The sequence below is a fragment of the Pseudomonas sp. genome (assembly GCF_035554175.1).
GTDB lineage: Bacteria > Pseudomonadota > Gammaproteobacteria > Pseudomonadales > Pseudomonadaceae > Aquipseudomonas.
The window spans coordinates 372,578-390,256 of sequence record NZ_DATMIV010000019.1 but is presented as its reverse complement, the minus strand read 5'-3'; the positions used below and the strand labels follow the sequence as shown (position 1 = coordinate 390,256).

The window sequence follows — 17,679 nt, the reverse complement described above, 5'->3', positions numbered from 1 at the left end:
AGGGATATGGCTTTCGCGAGCAGGCTCGCTCCCACAGGGGCGCGCGGTGATCTGTGGGAGCGAGCCTGCTCGCGAAGAAGCCAGCGCGGTTTCCCGAAGTCAGTTCACCGAAATGGCGCAGTCAAAGGTTTCCACTGGCAGCACTTCCGGTGCCCAGGGTTGTTGCGAAGTCAGGCGCAGACGGCCGGTGCCGGTGGCAAAGGCCTGGAAACGCCAGGTCGAAATGCCCGCCGCACCGACGACCCCTGCGTCTTCCGGATTGCTGTAAACCTCCGGACTCAGCGCGCGCAATACGCCGCCAGCGGAATCCTGGATTGCCCAGCGATAACCCGTGGTCGGGTTGCTTGGCAGCATCACAATCAGGTTTTGCCCGTTGGTGAGGCGTACGGGGCATTCGCTTTGTTTTTCCACGGTCACGTTGTGCTTCGGTTGCGTGGCGCAAGCGGCCAGCAAGGACAGGGCGAGGGGGAGAAACAGGCGAGTGGGGGTCATGGGGCAGCAGCTCCGGCGGTTACGACGAACGGCGAGCATAACTGAAGATGAGACAAAGTGTGACAGGCGGGTGCCGCGTTGGCCCCACTGGCGCCATCGCGAGCAGGCTCACTCCTACAGGGGGAACGCGTTCCATTGTAGGAGTGAGCCTGCTCGCGATAGCGGTATATGAGGTGCTACAAACCTGTCAGAACAACACCTTCGCCACATCGGCAAACCGCTTGGCGAAATGCACGGTAATGCCTTCCTTCAGATAATCCGGCAATTCCTCGAAGTTGCCCCGGTTCGGCTCCGGCAGAATCAGCTCGAAAATCTTCTGCCGCCGCGCTGCAATCACTTTCTCGCGCACGCCGCCGATCGGCAGTACGTGCCCGGTCAGGGTCAATTCGCCGGTCATCGCCACGCCTTTCTTCGGCGGTTGATTGCGTGCGAGCGAGAGCAGGGCGCTGGCCATGGTCACGCCGGCACTCGGGCCGTCCTTCGGTGTGGCGCCTTCCGGTACGTGCAGGTGGACGAAGGCTTCATCGAAGAACTTCGCATCGCCGCCGAACTGCTTGAGGTGCGAGCTCACGTAGCTGTAGGCGATCTCCGCCGATTCCTTCATCACATCGCCCAGTTGTCCGGTGAGTTTGAACCCACGGTTGAGCGTGTGAATTCGCGTGGCTTCGATCGGCAACGTAGCGCCGCCCATGCTCGTCCACGCCAGACCGGTAATCACGCCGGTGCCGGACAGCACCTGCTCATTGCGGAACACCGGATGACCAAGCGAGGCCTCCAGATCTTTCGGCCCGAGTTTGATCACCGCTTTCGGATCGTCGATCAGTTTCATCACCGCTTTGCGCACCAGTTTGCCCATTTGTTTTTCCAGCTGGCGCACGCCGGCCTCTCGGGCGTAACCGTCGATCAAGGCTTTGAGTGCGGTATCGCTGATGCTCAGGCTGCCTTTGGACACGCCGGCCTTCTCAAGCAGCTTTGGCCACAGGTGACGCTTGGCGATGGCGACCTTTTCTTCGGTGATATAGCCCGACAGGCGAATCACTTCCATGCGGTCGAGCAACGGGCCGGGGATCGAGTCGAGGGTGTTGGCGGTGCAGACGAACAGGACTTTCGACAGATCCATGCGCAGGTCGAGGTAGTGGTCGAGGAATTCGACGTTCTGTTCCGGGTCGAGGGTTTCCAGCAGCGCCGAGGCCGGGTCGCCCTGGTAGCTCTGGCCCATCTTGTCGATCTCGTCGAGCATGATCACCGGGTTCATCACTTCGACGTCTTTCAACGCCTGCACCAGTTTGCCCGGTTGTGCGCCGATGTAGGTGCGACGGTGGCCCTTGATCTCGGCCTCGTCGCGCATGCCGCCGACGCTGAAGCGGTAGAACGGCCGACCGAGGGATTCAGCGATGGATTTGCCGACACTGGTTTTCCCCACGCCCGGCGGGCCGACCAGCAGCACGATCGAGCCGCTGATTTCGCCTTTGTAGGCACCGACGGCAAGGAATTCGAGGATGCGATCCTTGATGTCGTCCAGGCCCGCATGGTGCTTGTCGAGGATTTTGCGCGCGTGCTTGAGGTCGAGCTTGTCCTCGCCGTACACGCCCCACGGCACCGACGTTGCCCAGTCCAGATAATTGCGAGTCACCGCGTATTCCGGTGAGCCGGTTTCGAGGATCGACAGCTTGTGGGTTTCTTCTTCAAGGCGTTTCTTCACTTGCGCCGGCAGGACTTTGCCTTCCAGGCGCTGTTGGAACTGTTCAAGGTCGGCGCTGCGGTCGTCCTTGGTCAGGCCGAGTTCCTGCTGGATGACCTTGAGTTGTTCCTTGAGGAAGAACTCGCGCTGATGCTCGCCGATCTTGCGGTTGACCTCTGCGGAGATCTCTTTTTGCAGACGCGCGACTTCGACTTCCTTGCGCAGCATCGGCAGGACTTTTTCCATGCGCTTGAGCATCGGCACGCAGTCGAGCACTTCTTGCAGTTCACTGCCTGTCGCCGAAGTGAGGGCGGCGGCGAAGTCGGTCAGCGGCGACGGGTCGTTGGGGCTGAAGCGGTTGAGATAGTTCTTCAGTTCTTCGCTGTACAGCGGATTGAGCGGCAGCAGTTCCTTGATCGCGTTGATCAGCGCCATGCCGTAGGCCTTGACCTCGTCGGTTGGCTCGGTGGGTTGATGCGGGTATTCGACCTCGACCAGATACGGCGGGCGGTGGTGCTTGAGCCAGGTCTTGATGCGCACGCGGCTCAGGCCCTGGGCGACGAATTGCAGTTTGCCGTTCTCGCGGCTGGCGTGGTGGACCTTGACCAGCGTGCCGTATTCGGGGAGGGCGCCGGTGTTGAAATGGCGCGGGTCTTCCTGGGGCGTGTCCATGAAGAACAGCGCCAGGGAGTGATGTTCGGATTTGCTGACCAGCTCAAGGGTTTCGGCCCACGGTTCTTCGTTGACGATGACCGGCAGGACCTGGGCCGGGAAGAACGGACGATTGTGGATCGGGATGATGTAGACCTTGTCCGGCAGGTTCTGCCCGGGCAGCGCCAGGCCGGTGCCGGAGGAGGTGTGTTCGATGTGGTCGGTTTCGTAGTCGTCGTGATTGTCCGGGCGATCTTGCTGGTCGGTCATGGGGCACCTGCGCAATGGGGTATGGGCTCTTAGATGGGGCAGGGGTGGGGTGGTTTCAATGGGGCGGGTGTGTTTCTGCTTGTGTGTTCGGAGGGGGGACAGGTTTTTTGACCTTGGCGGCCTTTGGGCCGGCCATGCTCTAGGGGTTTTATGTGAATATCCGTTTGTTCGGGTGTTGCGGCTGGCGGTTTCGCCCTTACGGCGAGGCACTTTTTCCAAACGCCGAAAAAGTACCCAAAAAGGCTTGCCCCAACGTTCGGCCCGCTCGCTAAAGCTCGGGGTTCCTTCGCTGCGGGATCGATCCGGGCGCAGCGGCTCCGGTTTGCTTCGCTGCACCTACACTCGCTGTGTCTGGCTGCGCCAGACGGTCGCTGCGCTCCCACCCCCGGATCAATCCCCCCGCTCAGCCTGCCGACGGGGCGGGTGGATCAAGATCAAAAGCGGTACTCGAGCTGGCGTTCATTGTGTGTAGGAGCTGCCGAAGGCTGCGATCTTTTGATTTGTGTGGGAGCAAGCCTGCTCGCGAAGGCGGTGTATCAGGCGCCATAACTGCTGAATGTGCTGACACTTTCGCGAGCAGGCTCGCTCCCCCCGGGTTCAGCTGTGTGTCGGGGCTGCGGGGCGTAGCTATCAAGCCTCCGTTCACCGCCAGCTCTGCCAGCATGATCACCTGGTGAGTCGCCAGAATGGCATGCCGTTGCGGACTGTCCACATACGCCGCGATGTCACTGGCCATCGCCGACACACGGCTTCACAGGCATGGGCCAACAGGTTGTCGTTGTCCTGAACCGGGGGGATCTGGAACATGGCACTGGGATTGAGGGATTTTCAGGGCTGACGGGGAGTTTTCAGGAGATGACCCAGCGCGTTGGTTTCAAGATGTTCAAGGCCCGCAACGTCGATATTACCGACCACTTCATGGCTGAGCTTGGTATCGAAATCCGTAAAGGTGAAGTTGAACGCGGCCGTGAAGGTTCCTTTGTTTATATCGAATGCTGTTACTTCAAGATAATCCCACGTCTTTTTTACTCTCGTAGCCTTTGGTATGTTCACCTACTGTGCATGAGAAGTAAGGTGGGCGAGGAAGTTTGCCCGGATGAAATTCATGTCGCCCTTTTTCGATGTCCGCTGCAAATTGCAACTGTATCCTGAAATACGGAAAAGGGTTTTTCGTATTTTGTATATAAGGCCACTACTTTTCCATCAGTAGCGAATATAGTGGGTTTCCCTTGGATTCGCTGATATTTTCGTTGTTTTTAATCACAGCATTCAGTGTGCCAGTGCCCGACTGGGTAGCATTTTTAAATTGAAAGTCCGCCCAGCGGGTTGAAAGACACAGAAATGCCAGTCGTCGTGAAGCTGCCCAGATCGACCAGCGTACCGCCAATGGTGCCTTTTACATAAACGTTAAGAATTCCGTTTACCCAGACTGCCGGGGATGCCTTTGGATTCATCATTGGAGTGCTTCCTGTCACTGATTTTGGTTGGAGTAGGAAGTCTGGGGGCGATGTTGGAAAACCGCGAACTGTCATACCTGACAGGTTTTTATACTCTTTGGCGATGAAGCACTATTAGTGGAAGTTATATAGGAGTCGGAGTGCCATCAGGATGCTGGCACTCCGAACAGCAAGCGCAGCCTTTGGAATAAACGTGCAACGGAAATGATCTAAAAAACTGTCAGACCTGACAGTTACATGCCTTAAAACTCATCCGCACTATTGTCATTCCACTTTACGCTTCAATGGAGCTTCATTATGACAGGCAAGAAAGCCGTAACATCCATCACGACTGGTGATTTTACTGCAAAGATCCAGGGACGCCCTGACTTCGACGCGAAAAGGGGCAGGGTCAGTGTTTTTTTCGATGGCGAGTATTATCACTGCGCCGGGACAGAGGAAAATCCTGATCCGAAGGTTTTCAGAACCCTCTATTTCCATGTTAAGAACAATCCAGGCCAGCCACCTACGTTCCATGAGTTGTTATATATCGCTCAATCAGGGCATGATCTTGAGAAAGCCGTCGCCAAAGATGGGACGTTCACTATTGATTTCGATACGGTGGCTCGAATTTACAAGATGTCTTTCGATGTAGTTGTCAAGCACGTAGATTTCGGCAGCATCGCTATTGAGGGGAGCTTTGATCTGCGTAACGAATGACGCACATGCCTCCCCGTTCGCTAGTGAGGAGGTCGTGCGCAGGAGGACTGACGGGAGCTCTCCTGCGCTCTGCGAATCCTTAATCAACCCTGCGCCGGTATCTCCAGATTATCCAGTACCCGGTTCACCGCCAGCTCGGCCAGCATGATCACCTGCTGAATCGCCAGAATGGTATGCCGTTGCGGACTGTCCACGTACGCCGCGATGTCACTGGCCATCACACTCGCCGACGCCAGGGATTCACAGGCATGGGCCAGCAGGCTTTCGTTGTCCTGATCCGGGGTGACCTGGAACATGGTGCTGGGTCGGTGGGATTTGTCGGCGCTGGCGGGTGGTTTCAGATAGTGGTCAAGCGCACGCTCGGCGGCGTGGTGGAGTTTTTTTGAGTCGGGGGATTGGTACGGGGAAGTGTTTTCGGTTTCGGGGGGATTGGGTGTTGGTTTGAACATAATGACGCCTCAGGTTGGGGCCACTTCTCAAATTGCCGCGACGCAATCTGAGGGTGGCAGCTGTACGCAGGTTCGCGGACCGACCTGAGGCATTCGGCATACCCGAAGGTATCCCGCGCACAGCCACCATGAATAACTGCAAAAACAGCATTTCAGTGGCGGCGATTATGCCTCATTACACGGGCCGCGACGCCCGTTCGCTGAATTAGCAGCGACCTTGCGAGCCTATCCAGCGGATTTCCGAAGCACAACCGACGCGAGCTGTCGGAAAACTCCACGGGATTGGTCGCATCTGTAGGACGGCTACATTTCTACGATTCTGCGCGGATCAAAATGTGGGAGTGAGCCTGCTCACGAATGCGGGGTGTCAGGCAACATTTACTGCCGAATGTGCCGATGATTTCGCGAGCAGGCTCGCTCCCACAGGTATTCGCGGTGCTTGCCAAATTGCGCTCACAAAAAAGGCGATGCCCCTCGCGGGACATCGCCTCTTCTTTAACAGCCGTTTACAACTTACTCAGACAGTTTGTAAGCAATCACATAGTCACCCTGCTTGGTGCCCAGCGAGCCGTGACCGCCGGCGACGACGAGCACATATTGCTTGCCGTCCTTGCCGGTGTAGGTCATCGGCGTGGTTTGCGCGCCGGCTGGCAGGCGGCCTTCCCACAGTTGCTTGCCGTTTTTCACGTCGTAGGCACGCAGGTACTGGTCGAGGGTGCCGCTCAGGAAAGCCACGCCACCGGCGGTGGTGAAAGTGCCGCCCAGGCTAGGCACGCCCATGCTCAGCGGGATCGGAACCGGCGAGCTGTCGCGCACGGTGCCGTTCTTGTGCATCCAGATGGTTTTGCTGGTGGTCAGGTCGACCGCCGCCACATAACCCCAGGCTGGCGCCTGGCACGGCAGGCCCATTGGCGACAGCAGCGCTTCGAGGATCACGCCGTATGGCGCGCCTTTGTTGGGCTGCACGCCTTCGGTTTCGCTCTTGCGGCCCGGGCCGGCTTCAACTTCTGCGGCCGGTACCAGTTTCGAACGGAACGCCATGTAGCTCGGGTTGACGAAGGCAATCTGGCGCACCGGATCGACCGAGATGCCGCCCCAGTCGAACACGCCGAAGTTGCCCGGGTAGACGATCGAACCTTGCAGCGACGGCGGGGTGAACGGGCCGTCATAACGCAGGGATTTGAAGTCGATCCGGCAGAGCATCTGGTCGAATGGCGTCACGCCCCACATGTCGCGTTCCTTGAGGGGAGGCGGCATGAAGTTGAGGTCGGATTTCGGCTGGGTAGGCGAGGTGTGGTCGCCTTCCACCGCGCCTTGTGGCACCGGGATTTCGTTGATCGGCACGATGGCCTTGCCGGTGCTGCGATCCAGTACGTAGATGCTGCCCTGCTTGGTCGACGCCAATACTGCAGGCTTGACGCCGTCAGCGGTTTTGATGTCCATCACGGTCGGCTGGCCGCCGACGTCCATGTCCCACAGGTCATGGTGGGTGAACTGGAAGTTCCAGCGCACCTTACCGGTGGCGATATCCAGCGCGGTCAGGCCGGCGGCGTGCAGTTCCGATTCAGGGGTGCGCATGCCACCGAACTGGTCCGGAGTCTGGTTGCCCATCGGCAGGTAGAGCATGCCGAGTTTTTCATCGACGGCGAACATCGACCACATGTTGGGCGAGTTGCGCGTATAGGTTTTGCCTTCGGCGATCGGCGCGGTGTCGTCCGGGTTGCCACTGTCCCAGTTCCACACCAGTTTGCCGGTGTGCACGTCGAACGCACGGATCACGCCGCTAGGCTCGTCGGTGGAAACGTTGTCGGTGACGTGACCGCCAATCACCACCAGGTCCTTGGTGACCGCAGGTGGCGAAGTGGAGTAGTAACCGCCGGCATTGAAGCCGCCGATGTTGGCGCTCAGGTCGACCTGGCCCTTGTCGCCGAAGTCTTCACACATCTTGCCGGTGTCGGCGTTAAGGGCGATCAGACGGGTGTCGGCGGTTGGCAGGAAGATGCGGCGCGGGCAGGCACTGGCCGGGGCCGGGCTGGCCGAACCGGTCGGGCTCTGCTCGGAGGCGTAGACCGCGTCGTCGTGATAGCTCACGCCACGGCAGGTCATGTGCGCCCAGCCTTTGAAGTTGGCCGCGTTCTGCGTGCTCAGCTTCGGATCGAAACGCCAGATCTCTTTACCGGTGTCCGGATCGAGGGCGATCACCTGGCTGTGCGGCGTGCACACGTAGAGCATGCCGTTGACTTTCAGCGGGGTATTTTCAGCGGTGGTTTCGCCCGGGTCGTTCGGCCCCGGGATGTCGCCGGTGCGGTAGGTCCAGGCTGGAACCAGTTTGCTCACGTTGGCCGGAGTGATCTGCGCCAGTGGCGAGTAACGATCACCGTGGGCGCTGCGGCCGTAGGAGTTCCAGTCACCGTCGGGCATGGCCGGGGCGGTGTTGGTCATGCCGTCGACGCTGTCGCGGTCGAGCTGGCCTTTGATTTCACCCGGGTTGGTGAACTGGCTGGCGACAGCGGTCAGGCCGGCCAGCACCACGGCTACGCTCAGAGCACCGGTGCCCATCGGCGCAGGGCCATTGAGCAGCAGCGGGCGGCGGAACCATGGCAGCAACATCACCAGGCCGAGGGCAAACAGCATGGCCAGACGCGGTACCAGTTGCCACCAGTCCAGACCCACTTCCCACAACGCCCAGACGGTGCTGGCGAACAGCACGATGGCGTACAGGCCCAGCGCCGCGCGACGACGCATCAGCAGCAGGATGCCGGTCAGCGCGATGCCGATACCGGCCAGCAGGTAATACAGCGAGCCGCCGAGCATGCTCAGCTTGATTCCCCCGGCCAGCATGGCCAGGCCCATCAGTAGAAGCAGGATGCCGAGCAGGCCCGGTAGCAGACGGCCCCGACTCGAAGCACTTTCGGTGCTCATAGTGTGATTCTCCGTGACGTTTATGTAGTCCCGCGCTGTAGTCACTTTAGATGACGATTCGGCGCGGGCATGGTTCAGATAAAAACTTGTGCAGCTTGCTGAATTTTCTGTGGGAGCGAGCCTGCTCGCGAAAGCGGTGTGTCAGGCAACATCTGCAGCGACTGGTACGCTGCCTTCGCGAGCAGGCTCGCTCCCACATTGAGTGTTTCGGTGTGCTTTAGAACGACGACTGGATCTTGATCCCGCCGATCAGGGCGTCGTCGACGTCGTTCACGCCACCGGGATGGCGGATGTATTGCAGGTTCGGGCGCACGGTCAGCCAGTTGGTCACGTGCACGCCGTAATAGAGTTCGGCGCTGTATTCAGTGTCTTGCGGTGGCAGGAACGCGGGATTGTCATAGTCGTAAACGGCGTTGGCGCGGTTGCTCGCTTCGGCGTTCTTGCGATACGCCGGATTGACGTGCACGCGGGCCAGGGCGAAACCGATGTCGTCTTTGGCGCGGGCATCGAACGGACCTTTGTAGGTCAGGCCGGCCTGCACGTAGTTGTCGATGGCGTTGGTTTTCTTGTCGTGCATCGTCGCGTTGGCGAACAGGCTCAGACCACGGCTGTTATCGCTGGCGACGCGGGTGACCTGCTGCTGCACGCCCAGCCACACGCCGTGCTTGCTCGACGCGCTGCGGTAGGCTTCGCCGCTCAGCGCCGCCGGTTGGCCATTCTGGTCTTTATAAACGTCAGAGGCCTTGGCGTTGCTGTAGTAGTAACCGGCACGGTATTCGCCCGGCAGGCCGTTGAGCTTCGGCGTCCACACCAGTTCGACCGGCAGGATCGCGCCCTGGGTGCCGCTGCCGCTGAGTTTGAAGCCGTTGCCGCGATCCAGGTTCGACGGGTTCTGCTCATAGGCGCCGACTTGCGCGTACAGCTCTGGCGTCAGGTGATATTTGACCCGCAGCGCCCATTGGCTGACCGGCCAGTTGTACCAGATGCCGCCGACCCAGTTGCCGACCTGCGAGCCGCAGAACGCCAGGTTCTGGAAGTCGCAAGGGAAACTGTTGAAGTCTTCACCTTCGCCGAAACGGCCGACCTTGATGTCGAGCTTCTGATCGAAGAATTTCTGCTGGTACCACATCTGCGTCAGGCGCGTGGTCTGGCCACGGCCCCAGACTTCCTGCGCCGAGGTGAAGCCGCCGACGCGCGGGTCGTTGATACGGTCGTTGCTGATGTTGTTGCCGCTGCGTTTGGTGATGGTCAGCTGAAATTCGGCATCGTCCCAGCCGAGGATCTTCTGCAGATCCAGATGCGTGCCGAGGCCGAACTGGTCGCTGTAGCGAGCGGTGCGGTCATGGTCGTAGCCGCCGTGCAGGTTGCTGCCCATCTCGCCGGTGTAGTCGAGTTTGAATTCGTAGCCTTGTTCGGCGAGTTCTGTGCGGGTGCCGTTCCAGTCTCCGAGCATGTACGGTGACTCGTTGTCGAACGCGGGAGCAGCATGGGCGCAGGTGGCGAGGCTCAGGGCAGTGCAGCCTCCGAGCAGGCGCAGAGCGGAGATAGCGCTATCTCGATACAGCGGAAAATCGGGCATAAAAGGGTCTTTCTTGATCTTTTTCTGGGGGTGGGCTGGCCGCTACGATTTGACGCAGGCAGTGAAGCGATTCAGCGGAACGGCGGCAGGATAATGATCTGTAACAAAAAGACAAAGCGCTTTTGTAGACATGCAGCCTTTCGTATTTGGTAACAGTGCGGCAAACGGGCGCATTGTCCGCTTGCCACGCGGCTGCGATCTTCGCCGGTTGACCTACATTTGCACGAAGGCCTTCCACCCGCTCACCCCCTCGGCTAAGGTGCGCGGCTTTACGCATTTTCACTTCGCCCAGAGGTCCGGCATGAACGAACAAACCCCCGATCCGCTGCACGGCGTGACCCTCGAACAGATTCTCAATGCGCTGGTGGCCCACTACGAGTGGTCGGGGCTGGCCGAGCGCATCGACATCCGTTGCTTCAAGAGCGACCCGAGCATCAAGTCGAGCCTGACCTTCCTGCGTAAAACCCCGTGGGCGCGTGAGAAAGTCGAACGCCTGTACGTGAAGCTGATGCGCACCAAGCGTCCGCTCTGAGATGGACAGCGCGAGGCGGCGAAGCCTGATCACCTGCCTGGCCGTATTGGGCTGGGCCGGATTGACGATTCAGCTGTACCTGATTTTCTTCGCACGTTTGAGCATCGGCGCCAGCCTGCTGGGCGGGCTGGTGAGTTTCTTCAGCTACTTCACCATATTGACCAACACCCTGGTGGCGACGGTGCTGACCTGCGCTGTCACCGAGCGCGAATCCGCCGCGCGGCGCTGGTTTCTGCAACCGTGGGTCAGCAGCGGCATTGCCGTGAGCATCGCCGTGGTCGGCCTGGCCTACAGCATCCTGCTGCGGCATTTGTGGCACCCCGAAGGCTGGCAGTTCATTGCCGATGAATTGCTCCATGATGTGATGCCGGTGCTGTTCCTGGTTTATTGGTGGTGCTGCGTGCCAAAAGGCACGTTGCGCCTGTGGCACCTGCCGCTGTGGCTGATCTACCCGCTGGTGTATTTCATTTACGCCTTGCTGCGCGGGCATTTGCTCGGCGCCTATGCGTACCCGTTCATTGATGTGGCGGTGCTGGGTTATCCACAGGTGCTGGTGAATGCCGGGGGGATTTTGGTGGGGTTTGTAGTGATTGGGTTATTGGTGATTGGTCTCGACCGATTTCGGCGGTAACGTCAAAAGATCGCAGCCTTCAGCAGCTCCTACAGGGGGAATGCATTTCAAATGTAGGAGCTGCCGAAGGCTGCGATCTTTTGATTTTCGAATTTACTCCTCTTCTGAGCCTTCAGCGCGCCAGTAACCGACAGCCTTGATCAACTGTTCATCCAGCCCATGCGCGTCGATCAGCACCCGGCGGATCTGCCGTGAGACCTTGGTCTCCGTCGCCACCCACGCGTACAGATTGCCCTTGGGCACCTGCAGTTGTTTGACGGTGGTCAGCAGGTTGTCCTTGCCGCCCTCGCGCAATACCCAGATCACGTGAACCTCTGCCGGGCTTTCGAGCCGTTGCTGCTCGGCACCGTTTTCCACTTCGATCACCACCAGCGCCTTGCGGTTGGCGGCCAGTCCTTCAAGGCGGCGGGCGATGGCGGGGAGGGCGGTTTCATCGCCGATCAACAGGTAGCTGTCGAAAATGTCCGGCACGATCATCGACCCGCGCGGCCCGCCGATGTGCAGGTACTGGCCGGGTTGCGCCTGCTCGGCCCAGGTCGAGGCAGGGCCGTCGCCGTGCAGGACGAAGTCGATGTCCAGCTCCATTTTTTCCAGGTCATAACGGCGCGGGGTGTAGTCGCGCATCTCGGGCATCGGGCCATTGTCCTTGCCGGCGCCCAACTGCAGTGTCTCGAGAGCGGCGGCCTGTTCGGCGGTCTGCGGGAACAGCAGTTTGACGTGGTCGTCGCTGCCCAGGCTGATGAACCCGGCCAGCTCCGGGCCGCCGAGGGTGATACGGCGCATGCGTGGGGTCAGGCTGGTGACGCGCAGCACTTGCAGCTTGCGCCGTTTGATTTCGTGCATCACGCGGTGAATGGTCTGGGTATCGACTGCAGTCATTGGGCTTTCTCCGGGACAGGTTGCACGGCAGGGCCGTCGACGATGGCTTTGGCGGTGTCGTTGAGCAGGTCACGCACACGCTGGATTTCCTCGGCGCTCCAGCGCCCATGGTGCAGTTGCAAGGCATGGCGCAGGTTGTGCACCGCTTCATGGATTTCCGGCGGGCGATCATGGCCGCGCAACGAGCGCTTGCTGACATCGATGCGCATGCGCACGCCATCGAGGGCCACGGCCTGTTCACTTAAAGACAGACGTCCGGCGTCGGTCACGCTGTAACGTTTTTTGCCGCCTTCGGCATCGCCGGCGATCAGGTCGCTCTCTTCCAGAAAGGTCAGGGTCGGGTAGATCACGCCGGGGCTCGGGCTGTAGGCGCCATCGAACATGGCTTCGATCTGGCGGATCAGGTCGTAGCCGTGGCACGGCTGCTCGGCGATCAGTGCCAGCAACAGCAGTTTCAGGTCGCCAGGGGCGAACACTCGCGGGCCGCGACCGCCGCGACCGCCGCGTTCGCGACCGGGGCGTTTCTCGAAGCCATCGCGGCCATCGTGTTCGCGGTGGGGGGGATGAGGGTCTCTCATTTTCGCTTTCTCTCTCGTCGTATTTAGATACAACTTAAGATATATCTTAATGCACATGCAAGGCGTTTTTCTTGCAGCCTGGGCTTGGCAGACGAGTGGTCGACATACAAAAAAAGGCAACAGGAAGTTTTTCCGCCCCTCGATGAGCACGGTAACTGCGAAGTTAAAGTTATCGCTCTAGTTGCTCTGGAGTATCTATTCTAATATCCCCCAAGTTACCGGTTTAACGTGGCCGCGTTGCTGTATGGTTTTTTGTTGATAACTGTATGTAGGGATTAACTTACGGCGATTGTTGCAAGTATCTGTTTTTCGTTCCTTTTTCCGGCAGGGTGTGAGGTTGTTTAACTACGAGTTTGTCGGAAGTTGCCTGCTTACATTCCAGAGGCAACAGCCGATGATGGCCGCCGTTGAAAGTTCAAGTTGCTCCCCGATGTTTTTGTCGAGCAATGGGTTTATGAACTTTTAATGACACCCCCCTTAGATAAGCAAACAGGTATTGAACGATGTTCAAGAAACTCGCAATCGCCGCTCCACTGGCTCTGGCCATGTCCTCCACTGGTGCCTTCGCTGCGGGCGAAGCGGCGCACTCGATCAATCTGATCGCACACGTGCCGACCAATGGTTTCTACGTAGTGCCGACCGATCCTGATCTGGTCAACAAGGATCAGGACATGAGCTACCAGCCGGCCACCGGCACCATGGGCGTAATCAATGGCTTCTTCGACGTGCGCAACAATAATGGTTCGGTGTACGGCAGCGTGGACAGCACGCCGGAACTGATCTCCGGTTCCACCAAGATCCCGCTCAAAGTCGAGTTCAACAACAAGACGCTGACCACTACCCCGCAGGAAGTTGTCGGCGAGGCGGAGTCGGACGTGAACTATCGTGCTCCGATCAGAATCAGCGCGGTTGGCAATACCTTCAACCCGGGTGATTACACCGGCGTCGTCGCGATGACGTTTGATGCTGTGCCACCGGTAGGTCCTTGATCGAACCGCTTGGCAAACGGCGCTGATCTCCCCACAGCGCTGACCGAAGGGCAAGCCGGCCGGCTTGCCTCTTCGGATTTTCATCATCCGTAATCAGAGTAAGAGTTCATGTTCCCGATGACACCCATCGCGGCTGCGCTTGCGCTGTTGTTTTGTGCCAGCGCAGCCGTGGCTTCCACCTCACCCGGCACCACGCCGCGCAGTTTGCTGGCGCAGGCCAAAGGTTTGCCGGCGGATTTCGAGGAGCATTTCTTTGATGTGCCTCTGGCGGTGCGGGTCGAACTGGATGGCCAACCCCTGGGCGAAGCCATGGTGGTGTTGTCCCGTGACGATCGCGTCACCTTGCTTGAATTTACCGACACCAGTGAAAACCGTTTCGGCCCCGCCGAACGGGAAAAGTGGGCCAGTTTTCTCAAGCCCGGTGTGCCGCTGGGCAATTGCACCGGTTCGTGTCCGGATCAGGTGCTGGCGGTGCATTACAACCTGGAAAATTCGCTGCTTTCGATCCTCACCGAAAACGCCGAACGCGACGTGCAAGCCAAGCGTTACTACGACCAGCCCGAAGGTGGCAGCAGTGGTTTGATGGTGCGCAATCAGCTCAACCTGAACGGCGGGCAGGACCAGGATCTGGGCGGGCGCTTCGGCCTTGAAGCCAGTGGCAGCCTGGGCAACTGGAGCCAGACGCTGAACCTGCAACTGGCGCGTCTGGGCGGCCCGGACGACAAGCTTTATCACGCGGTACACGAGCTTCACACCCAGCGCGAACTGCAAGGCAGTTTCTTGCGCCTGGGCTATTTCACCCCCAATTCCGAAGGCCTGACGCGCCAGCCGCGCACGTTTGGCACCAGCCCGGACACCGCCGTAGGCGTCATGTACGGCAGCTCCGACAGCCTGGCAATCAACAGCCCCATGCCCAGCGTCTATCCGATTTATGTCACCGCCAATCGCCAGGGTTCGGTGGAGATCTGGCGCGACGGCCTGTTGATAAATACTCAATCGGTGCCCGCCGGTCTGCAGACCCTCGACACTCGTCCTTTGCCGGGCGGCATTTACGAAGTGGAAGTGCGCCTGATCGAAAATGGCCAGATCACCTCCACCACCCAGGAGCTGGTGTACAAGCCCAACAACTGGCGCAACCTCGACGAGCGCTGGCGCTACAACGTGTTTGCCGGCGAAGAGACCCGGCTGCTGAGCAACTGGGACACCCAGGCCAGTGGCAGCCCTACCGGCGGCGCGGCGGTCAACTACCTGCTGCACCCGCGCGTGATTGTCGGCCTGTCGGCACGGCAGATTCGCGAAAAACTGCAATACGGCACGTCCATCGACTGGACCCTGGCCAATCACGTCAGCCTGTACGCCAACGTCTACAAGACCGAGGACTACGGCACCGGTCTGGATCTGCAAACCCTTTACAGTTATGGCTCCGGCAGCGTGGTCTTCAGCCATACCCGCAGTTGGCTCGACACCACCAACACCTACGACACCCTGCCCGACGGCACCCGCATTCGCCCGCGCAATGTCTTTGTCGGCCAGACCAGCAACTCATCGCTGGCAGTCAACCATCGGCTCAGCAGCAAGAACTCGCTCAACGCCCGGGTCTCCCACAGCGAAGGCAATGTCGAGGGCCTCGGCCTGGACCTGGGCTGGACGCAGCGCACCGAACTGTTTGGCAGCGATGCCAGCTGGCGCCTGTCGCTGTTCGATCGGCCCGGCAGTTACAGCAGCGGCGATGCGCGCAACCGTGGCGTCGACTTGAGCGTCAACCTGGCGCTTGGCGCGCCCGGCCAGCAAATCACCGGGAGCATCGGCTCGCGTACCGCCCGTGACGGCGCGCGCGACAACAATGCTTCGCTGGGCTGGCGCAAGGACTTCAAGGATCACGTGCTGCAAAGCGTGTCGGTGACGGCGTTGACCGACACCTATGGCGTGGGCATGTCCAGCCTGGCCAACTTCCGCACCGATGCGGTCAATGGCGACGGCTTTATCCAGCGCTCGTCCTACAACGGCAATTTCACCGGTGGCCTCAACCTCGACAGCACCCTGGTGGTCGGCGGTCAAAAGATGCTCATGACCAGTCAGAGCGAAATGCGCGGCGCCGGCATGATCGTCGATGTGGAGTCGGATATCGACGACATCACCCTGCGCGCCGACGACTACAGCGGTGGCAGTGCGGTGTTGAAGCCGGGGCGCAATTTCATCCCGATCACCGCCTATCAGAACAGCTCGGTGAGTTTCGATTTCGAGGGCAACAACGTCCCGGCCGCCACCATTGCCCCGGCGCGCACCCGCTATCACTTGAACAAGGGCGGGGTCGAATACCGCAAGTTGCAGGTGATGAAAACCCTCACCGTGCTCGGCCGTCTGGTGGATGCGCAGGGTCGCCCGCTCAAGGGCCATCACGTTATCAACCACGCCAGCCGCGGGGTGACCGAGGTCGACGGGTTCTTCTCGATGGAAATGAACGCCGGCTCACCGACCCTTGAAGTGCGTCGGGATAACCAGCTGCTGTGCCAGTTCCGCCTCGAAGAGAGCCAGCATCGCAGCGAAAACAACGTGTTGATGATCGGTGACCTGCGCTGCACGCCGGACACCCTCGCCGATGTTACGGCCACTGAACAGAAGGCGGGTTGAGCCGATGAAAGCCACTACGTACAGCCTGGGATTATGTCTGGCGCTGGTGATGCCCATGGTCGAGGCGGCCACTCAGGAGATTCGGGCGTTGTTTCAACCCGATTCGTCGCAGCCGGGCAAGAACGTGTTCGTCAACAAAACCCCGAACAGCGGGTACTGCGCCACTTACCCGAACCAGTGTGCGGAGCACTCGATGTTCAGCATTCAGGTGCCTGTGCGGTTCACTTCCCGGTACCCCCGCCCGCCCAATGCGACAACTGGAATAAAGGCGCCCACCGACTGGCGCCGCTTGACGGTGACCAACACCGAAACGATGGAATCGGAAACGGTTGAAATACGCATTATCGGCATAGGCTCCACCTATGTATTGAGCCAACCGGCCCACGAGCTGGTCGGAGTGAGCGACGTACTTGAGGGCCATAAACGGCTTTGGGATACCAGCAGCTGGGTATATCCGCCCCGGAACTGCCAGTACAGCGGTGTCGGCGCTTATACCCCCGAGACCTACCGTTTTTTCTGGAAGACTCCTACTGCGGGATATTGTGTCAAGAAGTCGTTGGCGGCCATTCCGTCGATGTACTTCAACAATATGGACTTTGCCTATGAACTGCGGACGCCTAATCCATTGGGCATGTCATCGGGTCAGTACACCGGTTCGCTGACCTACAGCCTGGGGGGGATTGACGGTGACTTCGTTCTGGGGGCAGAGCATGATCCAGACGACACCAGCCTCACCCTGGACTTCGTGCTCGACGTGCAGCACACCCTCAAAGTCGAGCTGCCACCGGGTGGCAACCGAGTGGTGCTGGAACCGGAGGGCGGCTGGATGCCCTGGATCAACAGCGGACGCATACCACCGCGCATCTTCCGGGATCAGCTGTTCTACATTTCCGCCTCATCGCGTTTCAAAGTGTCGATGCTGTGCAACTCCTACGGCGGTACGCTGTGTCAGCTAAACAGCCCTACGGGCAGGTCCACCCAGGTCGAAGTATTCCTCACCTTGCCGGCCGGGATCGAAGGCCCTGGCGGTGGCCCCGTCAAGGACACGCCGTTGCGGTTCAACGGATGGGCCGGGCCTTTCCAGCCCACCGCCTATTTGCCACGTCAGACCGGCTCACTACGTTTCGCAATACCCCCGGACGCCATCAGCTTTTTGTTGAAACCCGGCCTCAGAGACACCTTCAGCGGCAACATTACCGTGATCTGGGATTCGGAAGTGTGAGCGCGTCGATCAAACCA

General features: G+C 59.6%; 15 protein-coding genes and 1 pseudogene. 7 read left to right on the top strand and 9 right to left on the bottom strand.

What is annotated here, in order from left to right; genetic code table 11:
• Window positions 1–99 precede the first annotated feature (99 nt).
• The 3 genes and pseudogenes from VNV36_RS09990 to VNV36_RS25775 all read right to left on the bottom strand — a co-directional run.
• Window positions 100–492: a protease inhibitor I42 family protein gene (locus VNV36_RS09990; protein ID WP_325717622.1), complete on the bottom strand. Its 393-nt coding sequence runs from the start codon at window positions 490–492 to the stop codon at window positions 100–102.
• A gap of 187 nt (window positions 493–679) precedes the next feature.
• Complete coding sequence (lon, locus tag VNV36_RS09985) at window positions 680–3,094, bottom strand: endopeptidase La (RefSeq protein WP_325717621.1); 2,415 nt, start codon at window positions 3,092–3,094, stop codon at window positions 680–682.
• Window positions 3,095–3,734: 640 nt separating this feature from the next.
• Window positions 3,735–3,910 (bottom strand): annotated as a pseudogene (locus VNV36_RS25775) (DUF6124 family protein); the annotation flags it as partial.
• On the opposite strand from VNV36_RS25775, the gene VNV36_RS09980 reads away from it, so the two are divergent.
• On the top strand, window positions 3,854–4,246 hold the full coding sequence (locus VNV36_RS09980; RefSeq protein WP_325717620.1) for a hypothetical protein: 393 nt from the start codon (window positions 3,854–3,856) through the stop codon (window positions 4,244–4,246). The pseudogene VNV36_RS25775 and the gene VNV36_RS09980 sit on opposite strands and share 57 nt — an antisense overlap.
• 149 nt (window positions 4,247–4,395) lie before the next feature.
• On the opposite strand, the gene VNV36_RS09975 is transcribed toward VNV36_RS09980, so the two are convergent.
• Window positions 4,396–4,551: a hypothetical protein gene (locus tag VNV36_RS09975; protein WP_325717619.1), complete on the bottom strand. Its 156-nt coding sequence runs from the start codon at window positions 4,549–4,551 to the stop codon at window positions 4,396–4,398.
• 297 nt (window positions 4,552–4,848) lie between these two features.
• Between VNV36_RS09975 and VNV36_RS09970 the strand changes: the two genes are divergently transcribed.
• Window positions 4,849–5,250, top strand: a complete 402-nt coding sequence (locus VNV36_RS09970; RefSeq protein ID WP_325717618.1) for a hypothetical protein — start codon at window positions 4,849–4,851, stop codon at window positions 5,248–5,250.
• An 83-nt stretch (window positions 5,251–5,333) separates the two neighbouring features.
• Here VNV36_RS09970 and VNV36_RS09965 read toward each other — a convergent pair whose 3' ends face one another.
• The 3 genes from VNV36_RS09965 to VNV36_RS09955 form a co-directional block, all read right to left on the bottom strand.
• Window positions 5,334–5,699, bottom strand: coding sequence for a DUF6124 family protein (locus tag VNV36_RS09965; protein ID WP_325717617.1), 366 nt, complete (start codon window positions 5,697–5,699; stop codon window positions 5,334–5,336).
• A gap of 513 nt (window positions 5,700–6,212) precedes the next feature.
• Window positions 6,213–8,621 (bottom strand): glucose/quinate/shikimate family membrane-bound PQQ-dependent dehydrogenase, encoded by a 2,409-nt coding sequence (locus VNV36_RS09960; RefSeq protein WP_325717616.1) that lies wholly within the window; start codon window positions 8,619–8,621, stop codon window positions 6,213–6,215.
• 217 nt (window positions 8,622–8,838) lie between these two features.
• On the bottom strand, window positions 8,839–10,200 hold the full coding sequence (locus tag VNV36_RS09955) for a carbohydrate porin (protein WP_325717615.1): 1,362 nt from the start codon (window positions 10,198–10,200) through the stop codon (window positions 8,839–8,841).
• Window positions 10,201–10,501: 301 nt separating this feature from the next.
• Here VNV36_RS09955 and VNV36_RS09950 point away from each other — a divergent pair, with 301 nt between their 5' ends.
• Entirely contained in the window at window positions 10,502–10,732 is a 231-nt protein-coding gene (locus tag VNV36_RS09950; RefSeq protein ID WP_042608309.1) for a VF530 family protein, read from the top strand.
• A gap of 1 nt (window position 10,733) precedes the next feature.
• A complete protein-coding gene (locus VNV36_RS09945) occupies window positions 10,734–11,363 on the top strand; it encodes a Pr6Pr family membrane protein (RefSeq protein WP_325717614.1) in 630 nt (209 codons plus the stop codon).
• 93 nt (window positions 11,364–11,456) lie between these two features.
• Here VNV36_RS09945 and VNV36_RS09940 read toward each other — a convergent pair whose 3' ends face one another.
• On the bottom strand, window positions 11,457–12,242 hold the full coding sequence (locus VNV36_RS09940; RefSeq protein ID WP_325717613.1) for a siderophore-interacting protein: 786 nt from the start codon (window positions 12,240–12,242) through the stop codon (window positions 11,457–11,459).
• Window positions 12,239–12,820, bottom strand: a complete 582-nt coding sequence (locus VNV36_RS09935; protein ID WP_325717612.1) for a PadR family transcriptional regulator — start codon at window positions 12,818–12,820, stop codon at window positions 12,239–12,241. The genes VNV36_RS09940 and VNV36_RS09935 overlap by 4 nt, the downstream gene beginning before the upstream one ends.
• A gap of 503 nt (window positions 12,821–13,323) precedes the next feature.
• Between VNV36_RS09935 and VNV36_RS09930 the strand changes: the two genes are divergently transcribed.
• From VNV36_RS09930 to VNV36_RS09920, 3 genes are all read left to right on the top strand, one after another.
• Entirely contained in the window at window positions 13,324–13,809 is a 486-nt protein-coding gene (locus VNV36_RS09930) for a CS1 type fimbrial major subunit (RefSeq protein ID WP_325717611.1), read from the top strand.
• A 108-nt stretch (window positions 13,810–13,917) separates the two neighbouring features.
• Complete coding sequence (locus VNV36_RS09925) at window positions 13,918–16,440, top strand: CS1-pili formation C-terminal domain-containing protein (RefSeq protein WP_325717610.1); 2,523 nt, start codon at window positions 13,918–13,920, stop codon at window positions 16,438–16,440.
• A 4-nt stretch (window positions 16,441–16,444) separates the two neighbouring features.
• The gene (locus VNV36_RS09920) at window positions 16,445–17,662 is read left to right on the top strand and encodes a hypothetical protein (protein ID WP_325717609.1); all 1,218 of its coding nucleotides are present in this window, start codon (window positions 16,445–16,447) and stop codon (window positions 17,660–17,662) included.
• Window positions 17,663–17,679: the final 17 nt, after the last annotated feature.

Excerpts from the sequence above, each read along its gene's own strand:
- VNV36_RS09930 (WP_325717611.1), top strand. The coding sequence starts at position 13,324 with ATGTTCAAGAAACTCGCAATCGCCGCTCCACTGGCTCTGGCCATGTCC.
- VNV36_RS09945 (WP_325717614.1), top strand. The coding sequence starts at position 10,734 with ATGGACAGCGCGAGGCGGCGAAGCCTGATCACCTGCCTGGCCGTATTG.
- VNV36_RS09940 (WP_325717613.1), bottom strand. The coding sequence starts at position 12,242 with ATGACTGCAGTCGATACCCAGACCATTCACCGCGTGATGCACGAAATC.
- VNV36_RS09990 (WP_325717622.1), bottom strand. The coding sequence starts at position 492 with ATGACCCCCACTCGCCTGTTTCTCCCCCTCGCCCTGTCCTTGCTGGCC.
- VNV36_RS09925 (WP_325717610.1), top strand. The coding sequence starts at position 13,918 with ATGTTCCCGATGACACCCATCGCGGCTGCGCTTGCGCTGTTGTTTTGT.
- VNV36_RS09975 (WP_325717619.1), bottom strand. The coding sequence starts at position 4,551 with ATGATGAATCCAAAGGCATCCCCGGCAGTCTGGGTAAACGGAATTCTT.
- VNV36_RS09970 (WP_325717618.1), top strand. The coding sequence starts at position 4,849 with ATGACAGGCAAGAAAGCCGTAACATCCATCACGACTGGTGATTTTACT.
- lon (WP_325717621.1), bottom strand. The coding sequence starts at position 3,094 with ATGACCGACCAGCAAGATCGCCCGGACAATCACGACGACTACGAAACC.
- VNV36_RS09950 (WP_042608309.1), top strand. The coding sequence starts at position 10,502 with ATGAACGAACAAACCCCCGATCCGCTGCACGGCGTGACCCTCGAACAG.
- VNV36_RS09920 (WP_325717609.1), top strand. The coding sequence starts at position 16,445 with ATGAAAGCCACTACGTACAGCCTGGGATTATGTCTGGCGCTGGTGATG.
- VNV36_RS09965 (WP_325717617.1), bottom strand. The coding sequence starts at position 5,699 with ATGTTCAAACCAACACCCAATCCCCCCGAAACCGAAAACACTTCCCCG.
- VNV36_RS09935 (WP_325717612.1), bottom strand. The coding sequence starts at position 12,820 with ATGAGAGACCCTCATCCCCCCCACCGCGAACACGATGGCCGCGATGGC.
- VNV36_RS09980 (WP_325717620.1), top strand. The coding sequence starts at position 3,854 with ATGGGCCAACAGGTTGTCGTTGTCCTGAACCGGGGGGATCTGGAACAT.
- VNV36_RS09955 (WP_325717615.1), bottom strand. The coding sequence starts at position 10,200 with ATGCCCGATTTTCCGCTGTATCGAGATAGCGCTATCTCCGCTCTGCGC.
- VNV36_RS09960 (WP_325717616.1), bottom strand. The coding sequence starts at position 8,621 with ATGAGCACCGAAAGTGCTTCGAGTCGGGGCCGTCTGCTACCGGGCCTG.